General features: G+C 38.6%; 12 protein-coding genes. 11 read left to right on the forward strand and 1 reads right to left on the reverse strand.

What is annotated here, in order from left to right; genetic code table 11:
• The first annotated feature begins 64 nt into the window (after positions 1–64).
• From CZ490_RS21580 to CZ490_RS21610, 7 genes are all read left to right on the forward strand, one after another.
• Complete coding sequence (locus CZ490_RS21580) at positions 65–922, forward strand: ABC transporter permease (protein ID WP_234987325.1); 858 nt, start codon at positions 65–67, stop codon at positions 920–922.
• A gap of 12 nt (positions 923–934) precedes the next feature.
• Positions 935–1,858 (forward strand): carbohydrate ABC transporter permease, encoded by a 924-nt coding sequence (locus CZ490_RS21585; protein ID WP_077620795.1) that lies wholly within the window; start codon positions 935–937, stop codon positions 1,856–1,858.
• 83 nt (positions 1,859–1,941) lie between these two features.
• Positions 1,942–3,978 carry an alpha-glucuronidase family glycosyl hydrolase gene (locus CZ490_RS21590; RefSeq protein WP_077621138.1) on the forward strand — a complete coding sequence of 679 codons (2,037 nt, stop codon included), beginning with the start codon at positions 1,942–1,944 and terminating at the stop codon, positions 3,976–3,978.
• A gap of 41 nt (positions 3,979–4,019) precedes the next feature.
• Positions 4,020–5,162, forward strand: coding sequence for a family 8 glycosyl hydrolase (locus tag CZ490_RS21595; RefSeq protein ID WP_077620796.1), 1,143 nt, complete (start codon positions 4,020–4,022; stop codon positions 5,160–5,162).
• A gap of 15 nt (positions 5,163–5,177) precedes the next feature.
• Positions 5,178–6,728: a glycoside hydrolase family 43 protein gene (locus tag CZ490_RS21600; RefSeq protein WP_077620797.1), complete on the forward strand. Its 1,551-nt coding sequence runs from the start codon at positions 5,178–5,180 to the stop codon at positions 6,726–6,728.
• Between the two features lie 45 nt (positions 6,729–6,773).
• Entirely contained in the window at positions 6,774–7,841 is a 1,068-nt protein-coding gene (gene uxuA / locus CZ490_RS21605; RefSeq protein WP_077620798.1) for a mannonate dehydratase, read from the forward strand.
• 4 nt (positions 7,842–7,845) lie between these two features.
• Positions 7,846–8,694: an SDR family oxidoreductase gene (locus CZ490_RS21610; RefSeq protein WP_077620799.1), complete on the forward strand. Its 849-nt coding sequence runs from the start codon at positions 7,846–7,848 to the stop codon at positions 8,692–8,694.
• A gap of 104 nt (positions 8,695–8,798) precedes the next feature.
• Here CZ490_RS21610 and CZ490_RS21615 read toward each other — a convergent pair whose 3' ends face one another.
• Positions 8,799–9,170: a cupin domain-containing protein gene (locus CZ490_RS21615; RefSeq protein WP_077620800.1), complete on the reverse strand. Its 372-nt coding sequence runs from the start codon at positions 9,168–9,170 to the stop codon at positions 8,799–8,801.
• A gap of 170 nt (positions 9,171–9,340) precedes the next feature.
• Here CZ490_RS21615 and CZ490_RS21620 point away from each other — a divergent pair, with 170 nt between their 5' ends.
• The 4 genes from CZ490_RS21620 to CZ490_RS21635 form a co-directional block, all read left to right on the forward strand.
• Positions 9,341–10,837 (forward strand): alanine/glycine:cation symporter family protein, encoded by a 1,497-nt coding sequence (locus tag CZ490_RS21620; RefSeq protein WP_077620801.1) that lies wholly within the window; start codon positions 9,341–9,343, stop codon positions 10,835–10,837.
• Positions 10,838–11,949: 1,112 nt separating this feature from the next.
• Positions 11,950–13,119 (forward strand): TraB/GumN family protein, encoded by a 1,170-nt coding sequence (locus CZ490_RS21625; protein WP_077620802.1) that lies wholly within the window; start codon positions 11,950–11,952, stop codon positions 13,117–13,119.
• A 94-nt stretch (positions 13,120–13,213) separates the two neighbouring features.
• Positions 13,214–13,894, forward strand: a complete 681-nt coding sequence (locus CZ490_RS21630) for a helix-turn-helix domain-containing protein (RefSeq protein ID WP_077620803.1) — start codon at positions 13,214–13,216, stop codon at positions 13,892–13,894.
• Positions 13,895–13,965: 71 nt separating this feature from the next.
• Positions 13,966–14,224, forward strand: a 259-nt coding sequence (locus CZ490_RS21635) for an IS3 family transposase (protein ID WP_142255457.1), incomplete at its 3' end; no start/stop codon positions are given.

A 14,224-nucleotide genomic window follows, 5' to 3' on the forward strand; every position in this document is an offset into this window, starting at 1 on the left:
TAAAAAACCTACAGGTATAAAGCTCTTCTTTACTAAGTGCAAACAGCAAAAAGCACTTCTTCTTATGAGCATGCCTTTCGTAATATGGTTATTTATTTTTAAATATGTCCCTTTATGGGGCTGGACAATGGCATTCCAAGACTTTAAACCTGCCAAGAGTTTTAGTGAACAAGAGTGGGTTGGTTTGGAACATTTTAAATTCTTATTTTTAGACGATTCATTTCTGAGAGTATTACGTAACACAATTGCTATGAGTTCAATCAACCTCGTATTAGGATTTGTAACAGCAATTGCGCTTGCCTTACTTCTAAATGAACTCAGAAATGTTAGGTTTAAGAAAACTGTCCAAACGATAAGTTACATGCCGCACTTTCTCTCATGGGTAGTTGCAGCAAGTATTGTGTCTTATACATTATCGCTTGATAACGGAATTATTAATATCGTACTAACAAAACTAGGGTTTGAACCCGTTTTATGGTTAGGGGTTGGAGAATACTTCTGGGGAATCATTGGAGCCTCAGAAATTTGGAAAAACCTAGGATGGAATACAATTATATATCTAGCTGCTATTACAATGATAGATCAAGAACAATATGAGGCGGCAGAAATTGATGGTGCGTCAAGATTACAACGTATGCTTTATATTACGTTACCGGCACTTAAACCAACAATTATCATCTTATTAATCATGAACTTGGGTCACATTCTTGAATCGGGCTTTGAACCGCAATATTTATTAGGAAACCCAATGAACCTTGATTATTCAGAGGTCTTAGAAATCTTTGTATTAAAATACGGTATCTCAATGGGGAACTTCTCTCTCGCAACTGCTGCAGGTATCTTTAAAACAGTTGTTAGTTTTATCTTCTTATTTGGTGCAAATTCACTTGCCAAGAGATTTGGTCAAGAAAGATTATTTTAAGGAGGCGTACACATGAAAAATCCATTTAAACGTAGCGCGCGCCATTCCTCATTAGAGGACCGTCTCTTTGATTATGGAAACTACACGTTTATGATTCTACTATGTGCTGTGATGCTTTACCCAATGTTAAATACATTGGCACTCTCTTTGAATGATGCAACGGACTCCATTAAAGGGGGTATTTTCCTTTGGCCACGAGAGTTTACATGGTACAACTATAAGCATGTATTTGGTGAAGAACAACTAGTTGGTGCGTTTTTTATGTCGGTGCTACGAACGGTTGTTGGGACACTAATATCCGTATTCTGTACAGCGATGGTAGCTTATACAATTTCTCGTAAAGAGTTTGTATTACGTAAATTTGTAACGATTGTCTTTATTTTAACGATGTATTTTAATGGTGGATTAATTCCAAACTTCTTGCTTATGAGAGACCTTGAATTAATCGGAAGTTTCTGGGTGTATATCCTACCTGGGGTTATCGGAGTATTTAACTTAATTGTTATACGGTCGTTCATTGATGGGCTTCCCGAGAGCTTAATGGAGTCAGCTAAGATTGATGGAGCGGGGGATTTTACAACATTCTTTAAGATTGTATTACCGCTATCGCTACCGGTATTAGCGACAGTATCGCTATTCGTTGCAGTTTACCAATGGAATTCTTGGTTTGATGTATTCATATACAATTCATCAATACCCGAATTAAGTACCCTACAATATGAGTTGATGAAGATTCTTCAAAACTCGAATGCTTCAATGTCGAGTAGATCAGCAGCAGATGTTTTTTCAAACACTAATGCATCATCAAATACAGTAACGCCAACATCGATACGTGCAACAATGACGATAATAGCGAGTGTTCCTATTATTCTAGTATATCCGTTCTTACAAAAATACTTTGTTAAAGGACTAACAATAGGTGGAGTTAAGGGCTGATTTTATAAATCAGCCTTTTCAATTAAGGTTAGGAGGGAGTTACTTTGAATAGCGGTATAAGTGAAAAACGAGTTGAAAACGAAATTAATAAAAGTGAATATGCAGCATGGTTACAATATGCTCCTAAAGAGAAGAATCACTGGGTCAAAAAACATGAGACACTGCTGAGTCAGATAGTAGTATCAAATGAATCTTTGCTTATTCATTCAGCAAGACAGGAGCTAAGTAGGGGTTTTAAGTCCATGCTTGGGAGTGAGCCCGCTGTTTCGGCAGAAAGTGATGGAGGATCAGGGGTTATTTTGGCAACCATTCATGAACAATTACCAGTTGATACATCAGAGCTAGGATCATTAAATGATGAAAGCTACATGATCCAGACAGTAGATAACTCTCTTTATTTAATAGGTAAGTCAGAAAAAGGCGTATTATATGCGGCTTTCCATTTGTTACGGCTTATTCAACAGGAAAAAGACCTGCTTTCATTAACCGTTATTGAAGCACCAGTGAACCAAATAAGAATGATAAATCACTGGGATAATATGGACGGCTCAATTGAACGCGGATACGCTGGTAAATCGATTTTTTATAAAGATTATCAGTTTATCGGGGACTGGACTAGGATTAAAGATTATGCAAGACTACTAGCTTCTGTGGGAATAAATGCAGTTTCGATAAACAATGTAAATGTACATGAGATTGAAACGAAATTAATCACGAGCGTATACCTACCAGATGTCGCAAAGGTAGCTGAAATCTTCCGGGCGTATGGGATTAAAACCTACCTAAGTGCGAATTATGCGAGTCCAATCCAGCTAGGTGATCTACAAACTGCCGATCCTCTAAATGAGGATGTGAAGAGTTGGTGGAAGGAAAAAGTAAAAGAAGTGTACAGCTATATTCCGGACTTTGGTGGGTTTGTCATTAAGGCAGATTCAGAGCATCGTCCGGGACCGTTTACATATAATCGGACCCATGCAGATGGGGCAAATATGCTAGGTGAAGCATTGAACCCATTTGGAGGAGTGGTGTTCTGGAGATGTTTTGTGTATAACTGCGTTCAAGACTGGCGGGATCGTAAGACTGATCGGGCAAGAGCGGCATATGATCATTTCCAGCCACTAGATGGCCAATTTTTAGATAATGTTGTTTTACAAATCAAGAACGGACCTATGGATTTCCAAGTAAGGGAACCTGTTTCTCCGTTATTTGGGGCAATGCCTAAAACAAATCAAGTTCTAGAATTTCAGGTTACCCAGGAATATACAGGGCAACAGAAACATCTATGCTACCTCATTCCTCAATGGAAGGAAGTATTGGACTTCGATACGTTTGCTAAAGGTGAGGGATCTACTATTAAAAAGATTGTCTCGGGTTCCCTGTATCAAAATACATTAAGTGGAATCACTGCTGTATCTAATATTGGTGACAATCTGAACTGGAATGGCCATACTCTCGCACAAGCGAACTTCTACGGATATGGACGACTTATATGGAATCCAGATTTAGCTGCCTCTACCATAACTGAAGAGTGGATTGAACAAACATTTGGTAAGGATAAATTCGTGCTAGAACAAATCAAGGATATGCTTCATAAGTCTTGGAGCATTTATGAAAAATACACGGCTCCCTTAGGAGTTGGCTGGATGGTCAATCCGGGTCATCACTATGGACCAAATGTCGATGGATATGAGTATGACGTGTGGGGCACCTATCATTTTGCTGATTGGAAAGGAATAGGTGTAAATCGTACATTAAAGAATGGAACCGGATATACGGGGCAATATTTCAAGGAGAATCAAGAACTCTATGAATCTTTGGAAACATGTCCAGATGAACTTATTTTATTCTTCCATCATGTTCCGTATACACATGTTTTAAAATCTGGCTGTACTGTCATTCAACATATTTACAACACTCATTTTGAGGGCGTAGATGATACGGAAAATCTAGTGTTCCAATGGAAACAGCTCGAAGGAAAAGTGGATACGGTCAGGTACGAGGGAATATTATCTCGATTAGAAGAGCAACATGAGCACTCAAAAGAGTGGCGAGACAAAATCAACACCTATTTTTATAGAAAATCAGGAATTGATGACGAAAAACAGCGGAAGATTTATTAAGTATGAATAGAGTAATCGAATCGTAGAAAGGGAGAGAAAAAATGACAAAAGGAGCATTTCATACAGGACAATATCGTAACTTGTTTAAAGAATATGGATATTCAGAAGAGGAAATTCAAGCACGTCTTGAGGATACTTGGAATCAGATCTTCTACGGAGATGAAGATACAAAAATCTATTATACAAGTGAAGATGGCGGTGGCTATTTAGTAGACACAGGAAATAACGACGTTCGTACAGAGGGAATGTCGTATGGAATGATGATGGCTGTACAGCTAGATAAACAAGAAGAATTTGACCGCATCTGGTCTTGGGCAAAGAAAAATATGTATATGACGGAAGGAGTACATGCTGGCTATTTCGCTTGGTCATGTGCCCTGGATGGAAAAAAGAATGCATTTGGTCCTGCCCCAGATGGAGAGGAGTTTTTTGCTTTAGCATTATTCTTTGCCTCGCACCGTTGGGGTGATCGAGAGGAACCGTTTAATTATAGTGTTCAGGCCAAGGAACTCCTAAAGGATTGTATTCATAAAGGAGAAAATAATGATGGTTTTCCTATGTGGAATCCTGATAATAAACTCATTAAGTTTATCCCCGATTGCGAGTTTTCAGATCCATCCTATCATCTGCCTCATTTTTACGAACTATTTTCACTCTGGGCGTATCCTGAGGACCAACAATTTTGGAAGGAAGCAGCCGAAGCAAGTAGGGAATATTTAAAACTTGCCTGCCATCCAGAGACTGGTTTAGCACCAGAGTATGCACATTATGACGGAACACCAAACCACATCAGAGGTTTCGGTCACTTCTTTAGTGATTCGTACCGAGTAGCCGCTAATATTGGCTTAGATGCGGAATGGTTTGGTGAATACGAGTGGGCGAAAGAAGAAGTAGATAAAATACAAAGGTTCTTTGCTGACAAGACACCTGAAGACTACCGACGATATAAAATTGATGGGGAGCCATTTGAAGAAAAATCTCTTCATCCAGTGGGTTTAATCGCAACAAATGCCATGGCTTCATTAGCATCGGTTGATGGTCCGCATGCGAAAGAAACGGTGGATTTATTTTGGAACACACCTGTACGTAAAGGGATAAGACGTTACTACGATAATTGTTTGTACTTATTTAGCATGCTTGCCTTAAGTGGTAATTATAAAATTTGGATGCCAAAGGGTGAGTAACAGAGGAGGATACTAATGACTACTAATAAGAGGTATAGAAACCCAGTTATATCAGGATTTTATCCTGACCCAAGTGTGATTCGTGTAGGAGATGATGATTTTTATTTAGTAACCAGTTCATTTGAATACTTTCCAGCAGTACCCATTTTTCATAGCAAAGATTTAATCAATTGGGAGCAAATTGGCAGTGTATTAACGAGAGAAGATCAAGTGAATCTATCAAAATCGAAAAGCTCTCAAGGAATTTATGCACCCACATTACGATACAATGATGGTACGTTTTATATGATTGTAACGGATGTAATGGGACATGGGAATTTTTATGTGTCGGCAAAAGAACCAAGAGGACCATGGTCAGCCCCAATAAAAATACCATATGGCAACATTGACCCATCCTTAATGTTCGATGAGGACGGGAAGGTTTATGTGTCTGTTCAGAATGGAGAAGGATTAGGTTCCCATATTATTCAATATGAAATCGATATTGAAACAGGAGAAGCACTAACCGAGCCTGTTGTTGTTTTCCATGGTGACGGAGGTGTATGGACTGAGGCACCACATCTATACAAAATTAATGGCATGTATTATATGTTAACTGCTTGTGGAGGAACAGCAGAAGATCATCGAGCAATCATAGGGCGAAGTGCAAATCCATACGGCCCATTTGAGCGTTTAGAGCATCCAATCTTAACACATAACAGGTTAAAGGATCACATCTTACAGAACTTAGGCCACGCTGATTTAGTTGATGATAAACATGGGAATTGGTGGGCTGTATTTTTAGGAATACGTTCTATTAATCAAGAATATGGACATTTAGGTAGAGAGACCTTTTTAGCACCCGTCACATGGACAGAGGATGGCTGGCCGATGATTGATAACAATGAAGGAACGGTTGATGTAATCATGGAGACGGATGCTCTCTTGGGTGAATCGATTTTACTTGAAAGTGTAACTACTAGAGATGAGTTTGACGATAGTAGACTAGCACCAACATGGTTCTTTCTACGCACTAATCCAGTAGACACTTATTCTTTAACAGAACGTAGTAGCTGGCTCCAGATGATTGGAAATGCATATAATTTAAATGATATTGCTACACCTGCATTTATTTGTCGGCCTCAGCAGCATCATAATATGGAGTTTAATACTTTACTAGACTTTAATCCTGTGGTTGATGGAGAGGAAGCTGGAATAGCAGTACGTTTAAATGAATATGCTCATTATGAAATAGGTCTTAAATGTATAGATGGAAAGCGGTTTGTTGTTGCCACCCAAACGATAAATGGAAAAACAACTGAAACCGCGCGAGTTGAAACCGGAATGGGTCCACTTCACTTATCTATTAAAGCAAACGAAGAGACGTATCTATTCAGGTTTGCTTCTATTGAACATGAATGGATTGAGATTGCAAAAGCTTCTGCAGCATTTCTTGCTCCTGAGAAAAATGGGGGCTATGCAACTACATTTACCGGGGTATGTCTCGGAATGTATGCAACAGGAAACGGCGAGGAAAGTACAACACCTGCGTATTTTGATTGGGTTTCTTATACTGGGAGCTTTTAAACATACATAAAGTTACTCATCACAGGGAAGGGAGTGACTGCACACATGAAAATGGTGTTTAGATGGTTTGGGGAAGGGAACGACACAGTTCCCCTTTCCTATATTAAGCAAATTCCCGGGGTGGAAGGAATTGTGTGGGCATTACACGATTTGAATCCGGGTGAAATTTGGCCAATTGAAAGAATCCTTGAAGTGAAACAAATGGCAGAACGACACGGATTTCATCTAGATGTTGTTGAAAGTGTAAATGTACATGAAGATATCAAGCTTGGGCTTCCGACTAGGGATCAATATATACATAATTATATCGAAACAATTAAAAATCTAGCAAAAGTAGGCGTGAAAGTCATTTGCTATAATTTTATGCCTGTGTTTGATTGGATTCGTAGTGATTTATTTAAGGAACTAGGAGACGGTTCGACAGCTTTATTCTATGAAAAGGCAAAAATTGAAGGTATAAGTCCTGATAAGTTAGTTAGTAGTTTCCTAGAGAATAAAGAATTTTCATTACCTGGATGGGAGCCAGAACGATTACAGCGTTTAACAGAGCTATTCGAAGCATATGAGAATGTGTCAGTAGGTCAACTATGGGATAACTTAAAGTATTTCTTAGAACACATTATACCAGTAGCAGAACAGCATGGTATTAAGATGGCCATTCATCCTGATGATCCACCGTGGCCAGTCTTTGGATTACCGCGAATTATTACGAATCGTGAAAATATAAGAACACTTTTGCGTTTGGTTAATCACCCAAACAATGGGCTTACCTTTTGTACGGGTTCATTAGGTGCAAATCCTCTGAATGATTTACCAGGGATGATTCGTGAGTTCGGAGACCGTATTCATTTTGCACATATCCGTAATTTAAAACGCTATGAAAACGGGGATTTTATTGAAACCTCACATCGAACAGGTGATGGTTCAGTTGACGTTCACGAGGTTGTGAAAGCATACCATGAGATTGGCTTCACGGGGTACGCTAGACCAGATCATGGCCGACATATTTGGAATGAAGAATGTCGCCCAGGATATGGTTTATATGATCGAGCACTTGGAATCATGTACCTGTGGGGGATTTGGGATACACTGGTACGAATGAAAGAAGGGTGATGACTTGTTTGCATTAAATAGTAATCTCAAAGGGAAGGTTGCTGTTATCACAGGTGGAAGTGGTGTTCTTTGTAGTGCTATGGCAAGAGAGCTCGGAAGACAAGGCGTGAAGGTGGCACTTTTAAATCGTGATGTGGAAAAGGGTAGAATAGTAGAAAAAGATATTATTGACGCAGGAGGAGAAGCCCTAGCGGTTTCCTGTAATGTGTTAAACCAGCAAAGTGTTAAAGAAGCAAGACAAGTAATAGTCGAGCGATTCGGGGCTTGCGATATTTTAATAAATGGAGCGGGTGGAAATCATCCGGAAGGGATTACAACAAACGAAACATTCCGTTTAGAGGACTTAGAGAATCAAAACATTCAAACATTTTTTGATTTGACGAAAGAAGGTTTCGGATTTGTGTTTGATTTAAACATTCTTGGAACATTACTCCCAACACAGGAATTTGCTAAAGATATGGTAAACCGAAAAAGTTCAGTCATTATTAATATGTCTTCTATGAGCGCTCCATCTCCGATGACAAAAGTTCCTGCTTATAGTGCTGCAAAAGCAGGAGTTGAAAATCTAACAAAATGGTTAGCGGTCCATTTTGCGGATGTAGGATTGAGGGTGAATGCAATTGCTCCAGGCTTTTTTCTTACTGAGCAAAATAAGAACTTATTGACTAATGAAGATGGTTCTTTAACAGAAAGATCGAGAAAGATTATATCACATACACCAATGAGAAGATTCGGTAAGCCAGATGATTTACTAGGCACTATGCTGTGGTTAGTAGATGAGAATATGTCAGGTTTTGTTACTGGAGTAACCATACCAGTTGATGGTGGGTTTATGGCGTATTCGGGGGTGTAATTCCTAGAAAACACATAAAGCACCTAGCATACCGTATTGATAATGGTAGCCAGGTGCTTTTATATTAACCGTACGTAAAGTGGAGTCTGTATAAATAATAAGGATTATACGTCTTGCGCATATCTTTCATCTGGAATCTTTGTAAGAGTAACATACAAGCTTACGTTTTCAGAGCCATTGTTGACGAAACTCAAATTCTCTTCGCCGTTACAAACAATCACATCACTCTTTTTCACCTTTACTTCTTGTTCATTAATTGTAAAAGTACCTTCACCTGAGAGCACAAGTAGGTAGACATTTGAGCCTGGATGCTGATGTGCAGGAAGGGCTTGGTCTGGCATAAAGTTAAGTACAAAGACCGTGCTTCCGCCTTCTTTAAAGATGACACGCTTTGTAAGTCTTTCTTCGTTATATTCAATGAAGCTATCGAGCATTTCTTTCTTCATCTGAATCGCTCCTTTATATGTTTTATTCATATTATCTATCCCCATTATAGATTAGTATTAATAGTATTTATGTGATTTATATCATTGCTTCTTCATATAAATATAGTGGACACACTGTTATACAACAATAATGTTGAGTTGTCTATACGGATAGTTTATAATTCGTAATATACCAAATTTTCTAAAATCTATAAGGGGGTATGTATGTGCAGGCTTTAGCTGATTGGCTGAATGGAGTGCTTTGGAGCCCAGTTATGATTTATGGAATGCTAGGAGTAGGACTTTTATTTTCAATTTTAACTCGGTTTTTACAAGTAAGGCACATCAAAGATATGACATCTCTAATGTTTAAAGGGAAAAGCTCTGAAGCTGGTGTTTCTTCCTTCCAAGCGTTAGCGGTATCCTTATCGGGGCGTGTTGGAACAGGAAATATAGCAGGAACGGCAACAGCGATTGCATTTGGAGGGCCAGGGGCCGTATTTTGGATGTGGGCAATTGCCTTCATCGGAGCCTCTACGTCATTTATTGAATCAACTTTGGCTCAAATCTACAAAGAGAAACAAGATGGGCAATACCGTGGGGGTCCAGCGTATTACATAGAAAAAGGAATCGGTTGGAAGTGGTATGGAGTTATTTTTGCACTCGCAGCATTACTAGCGATGGCATTTCTAATGCCAGGAATCCAATCAAATTCCATTGCGGCTGGATTAGACAATGCTTTTGGGATTAATAAATGGGTAACAGCAGCCATTTTAGTTGTTTTAATCGGAGCAATTATCTTCGGGGGAATTAAAAGGATTGCAACAGTTGCACAGTATGTAGTGCCGTTCATGGCATTAGGGTATATGTTAATGGCAATTATTATTATGATTATGAATATTGATCAACTGCCAGGTGTAATTGCATTAATTTTTAAAAGCGCTTTCGGAGCAGAGCAAGCATTTGGTGGTATTATCGGTATGGCAATTTCATGGGGAGTAAAACGTGGTATTTACTCAAACGAAGCCGGTCAAGGTACAGGACCTCACGCAGCTGCTGCAGCGGAAGTATCGCATCCTGCTAAACAAGGTCTAGTTCAGGCTTCAGCAGTATATATTGATACTTTATTAGTTTGTTCGGCAACAGCATTTATGATCCTATTCACTGGCATGTATAACGTACAGGCGGAGGATGAATCCTTTATTGTTAATAATCTAGGAGAAACGGTTGAAGCTGGACCAGCGTTTACACAGGCTGCCGTTGAAACTGCACTACCTGGATTCGGTGCTGGATTTACTGCAGTTGCATTATTCTTCTTTGCATTCACAACGATTATGGCTTACTACTATATGGCTGAAACCAATATCGCTTATTTAATCCGAGGTAGGGATAGTAAGGTAGCCATGTTTATATTAAAGATAGTCCTACTAGGTTCGATGACGTACGGTACTGTAAATGAAGCGAAGCTTGCCTGGGCATTCGGTGATATTGGTTTAGGATTAATGGTTTGGCTGAATGTTATTGCGATTCTCATCCTAGCTAAACCAGCGTTAGTCACATTACGAGACTACGAACGACAACGTAAGGCGGGCGTTGATCCGATCTTTAATCCAGAAAAACTAGGAATTAAAAATGCGGATTATTGGGTGAACGATTATAAACATGAAGACAATCCTTCAGGCTCGTTGGCAAATGACGATAAGTCGTTCCCAGGATAAAAAAGTAGACCGATAACCTATTAGAGGTTTTCGGTCTTTTTTTGGGATTAGATTTTGGTTCTCCATTGTTATGGGAGAGAGTAGGTTATGGTTAACTTAGAATATGGTCTTTATTGGATGTTGCGCATGTTTATGTCTAGAAAACTCGTAAAAACTATGCGAATCTCACGGTTTCACATGGTTTTATCAAAAGATCTCACGAAAAGCATGCGTAAGTAGAAAAATTATACAAATGTTGCCCGTTTTAGAGCTAAAATTTCCAAAAAACGGAATTTACTCATGCCATTTCCTAGAAAACTCGTAAAACTCATGCGAATCTCACGGTTTCACATGGTTCTATCAAAAGATCTCACGAAAAGTATATGGAAGTGGAAAAGGTTTCCAAATACTTACCGTTTTAGTGCTAGAATTTCCAGACTATGGATGTTGCGCATGCCATTTCCTAGAAAACTCGTAAAACCCATGCGAATCTCACGGTTTCACATGGGTTTATCAAAAAATCTCAAGAAAAGCATGTGGAAGTGGAAAAGTTCTCCAAATATTAACCGTTTTAGAGCTAGAATTTCCAGACTATGGATGTTGCGCATGCCATTTCCTAGAAAACTCGTAAAACCCATGCGAATCTCACGGTTTCACATGGTTTTATCAAAAGATCTTAAGAAAAGCATGTGGAAGTGAAAAGGTTCTCCAAATATTGCCTGTTTTAGAGCTAGAATTACCAAACTATGGATGTTGCGCATTGCTTTTTCTAGAAAACTCGTAAAAACTCATGCGAATCTCACGGTTCCACATGGTTTTATCAAAAGATCTTAAGAAAAGCATGTGGAAGTGGAAAAGATTTCCGAATATTGCCCGTTTTAGAGCTGGAATTACCAAACTATGGATGTTGCGCATGTTTATGTCTAGAAAACTCGTAAAACCCATGCGAATCTCACGGTTTCACATGGTTTTATCAAAAGATCTTAAAAAACTCATAAAAGTGGATATTACTTACAGTTTTTCGCCATTATAGGTGAGAATCATTTTATTTCTATAAAAGAATTCAAATATATGTCATTCTAGTTTAAAATTAAAGTTATACACAAAATGCGCATGTATAAGGAAGGTCTACTATGTCTGAAGAGAATAATATAACGAGAATTGAATTAGATGGTAAAGAATACATATTAATTGGAACTGCACATGTATCCAAACAAAGTGCTGAACAGGTAAAAGAAGTGATTGAAGCAGAGAAACCTGATTCGGTATGTATTGAACTGGATGAACCAAGATACCAATCCATGATGGAGGGTAACAAGTGGAAGGACATGGATATTTTCAAGGTCATCAAAGAGAAAAAGGCAACATTGCTTCTCATGAATTTAGCTATTTCTTCATTTCAAAAGCGGATGGCAAGTCAATTTGGAATAAATGCCGGTCAAGAAATGCTTCAAGGAATTGAGTCTGCAAAAGAAGTGGGAGCAGAACTGGTACTAGCAGACAGGAATATTCAAGTCACATTTTCACGCATTTGGACGTCTGTTGGCTTTTCGGGAAAAATGAAATTGCTAATGTCCATCATCTACAGCATTTTCAGTAATGAAACCATTACTGAAGAAGAGCTTGAAAAAATGAAGTCTAAAGATATGCTGAATTCGATGCTGACAGAGTTTTCAACAAGCTTTCCGAAATTAAAAAAACCTCTAATCGATGAACGGGATCAGTATTTAGCGCAAAAGATAAAACATGCTCCTGGAGAAAAAATAGTAGCAGTACTTGGGGCGGCACATGTACCCGGAATAAAAGAAGAGATTAAGAAGGAACATGACTTAAAGAAACTTACTCAACTTCCGCCAAAGTCGAAAGCACCCAAAATAATCGGATGGGCGATTCCCATTTTAATTGTGGCGATCATTGCCTACACTTTTTTTGCTAATCCAGAAGCCGGTTTACAGCAAACCTTAAGCTTAGTTTTATGGACAGGCTCATTTTCAGCTATTGGAGCTGCGATTGCTTTAGGACATCCACTTACGATTTTAACTGCCTTCTTTGCAGCACCGATTGGAGTCATGCATCCATTGATCGCTGCAGGTTGGATAGCAGGATTTGTACAGGCCTGGTTGCGTCGTCCAAGTGTAAAGGACTTTGAAACCCTTTCAACCGACGTATACAGTGTGAAAGGCTTTTGGCATAATAAAGTAACGCGCATTCTACTTATAATCGTTCTCTGCAATCTTGGTACATCACTAGGCCTATTTATCGGCGGAGCAGACGTTGTTAGGTTGTTTTTCCAAAATCTATAAGAGAAAAAATGCCTGTCCTCGATGATATGATATGCTCCCCCTAAGGTAGACAGATTAAAAAATAAAAATCTGTTTTTACCTTAGGGGGATTTTTGTGTCCAACAAACAGTATTCTCTAGAATTTAAATATGAGGTTTTAAGGAGTTATGAGAATAAAGATTACACCATTAAAGAACTCTGTTCTAAATACCAAATCTCAAAAACTTCATTAAAAGAGTGGATTGAAGATTTCGAGAAATATGGTACGGAGGGATTAAAAAGATCTAAATCATGGAAACCCTACTCCAAGGAACTTAAAGAGGCGGCTGTAAGAGAGTATTTATCTGGGGATTTCTCTCAATATGAGATTGTTAAAAGGTATGAAATCTCAAGTAGATCTTTACTCCGTCAGTGGATTAACAAGTATAATAGTCATAGAGATTTAAAGGATACGTCTAAGGGGAGGACGAGTTCTATGACTAAAGGTAGAAAAACTACTTGGGATGAACGGATTCGAATTGTACATGCTTGCTTGGGGAACGGAAAAGACTTTCGAAGAACAGCCGAGACCTTCAAGGTCTCATATCAACAAGTATACCAATGGGTTAAGAAGTACGAAATTAGTGGGGATGAAGCACTTAAAGATGGGCGTGGAAGGAAAAAGGAAGCAGCTGAATTAACACCAGAAGATAATTTCAAACTTCAGATGAAAAAATTAGAAAGCGAAAATGAACGTTTACGCGCGGAGAATTTATTCTTAAAAAAGTTAGAGGAGATCGAAAGGAGGCGAAAGTAAGCGAAATCCGATTTGAAGATACATATTTAGCAATTCAAGAACTTCATGAGAAAGAAGATTTTAGTATTATCATGCTTTGTAAAATCGCTCGTATATCACGAGCAGCTTACTATAAATGGTTAAAGCGTACACCTTCCGCAAGAGAACTTCAGAATGAAGTAATTATTAAAGAGATGAAAGCTATCCATGAAAAAGTGGAAGGCATCTATGGTTATCGTAGAATGATGATGACCATAAATAGAAAACTAGATGAACGATTCAACCACAAACGCTTTTACAGACTAATGAAACTGGCTGGAATAAAGTCTGTAATTCGAATAAAAAGGAAGC

It is taken from the genome of Litchfieldia sinesaloumensis (genome assembly GCF_900156865.1).
GTDB classification, from domain to species: Bacteria; Bacillota; Bacilli; order Bacillales; family Bacillaceae_L; genus Ferdinandcohnia; species Ferdinandcohnia sinesaloumensis.

Coding starts and splice junctions, on each gene's coding strand:
- CZ490_RS21580 (WP_234987325.1), top strand. CDS start 65: ATGAGCATGCCTTTCGTAATATGGTTATTTATTTTTAAATATGTCCCT.
- uxuA (WP_077620798.1), top strand. CDS start 6,774: ATGAAAATGGTGTTTAGATGGTTTGGGGAAGGGAACGACACAGTTCCC.
- CZ490_RS21595 (WP_077620796.1), top strand. CDS start 4,020: ATGACAAAAGGAGCATTTCATACAGGACAATATCGTAACTTGTTTAAA.
- CZ490_RS21625 (WP_077620802.1), top strand. CDS start 11,950: ATGTCTGAAGAGAATAATATAACGAGAATTGAATTAGATGGTAAAGAA.
- CZ490_RS21620 (WP_077620801.1), top strand. CDS start 9,341: ATGTATGTGCAGGCTTTAGCTGATTGGCTGAATGGAGTGCTTTGGAGC.
- CZ490_RS21600 (WP_077620797.1), top strand. CDS start 5,178: ATGACTACTAATAAGAGGTATAGAAACCCAGTTATATCAGGATTTTAT.
- CZ490_RS21585 (WP_077620795.1), top strand. CDS start 935: ATGAAAAATCCATTTAAACGTAGCGCGCGCCATTCCTCATTAGAGGAC.
- CZ490_RS21615 (WP_077620800.1), bottom strand. CDS start 9,170: ATGAATAAAACATATAAAGGAGCGATTCAGATGAAGAAAGAAATGCTC.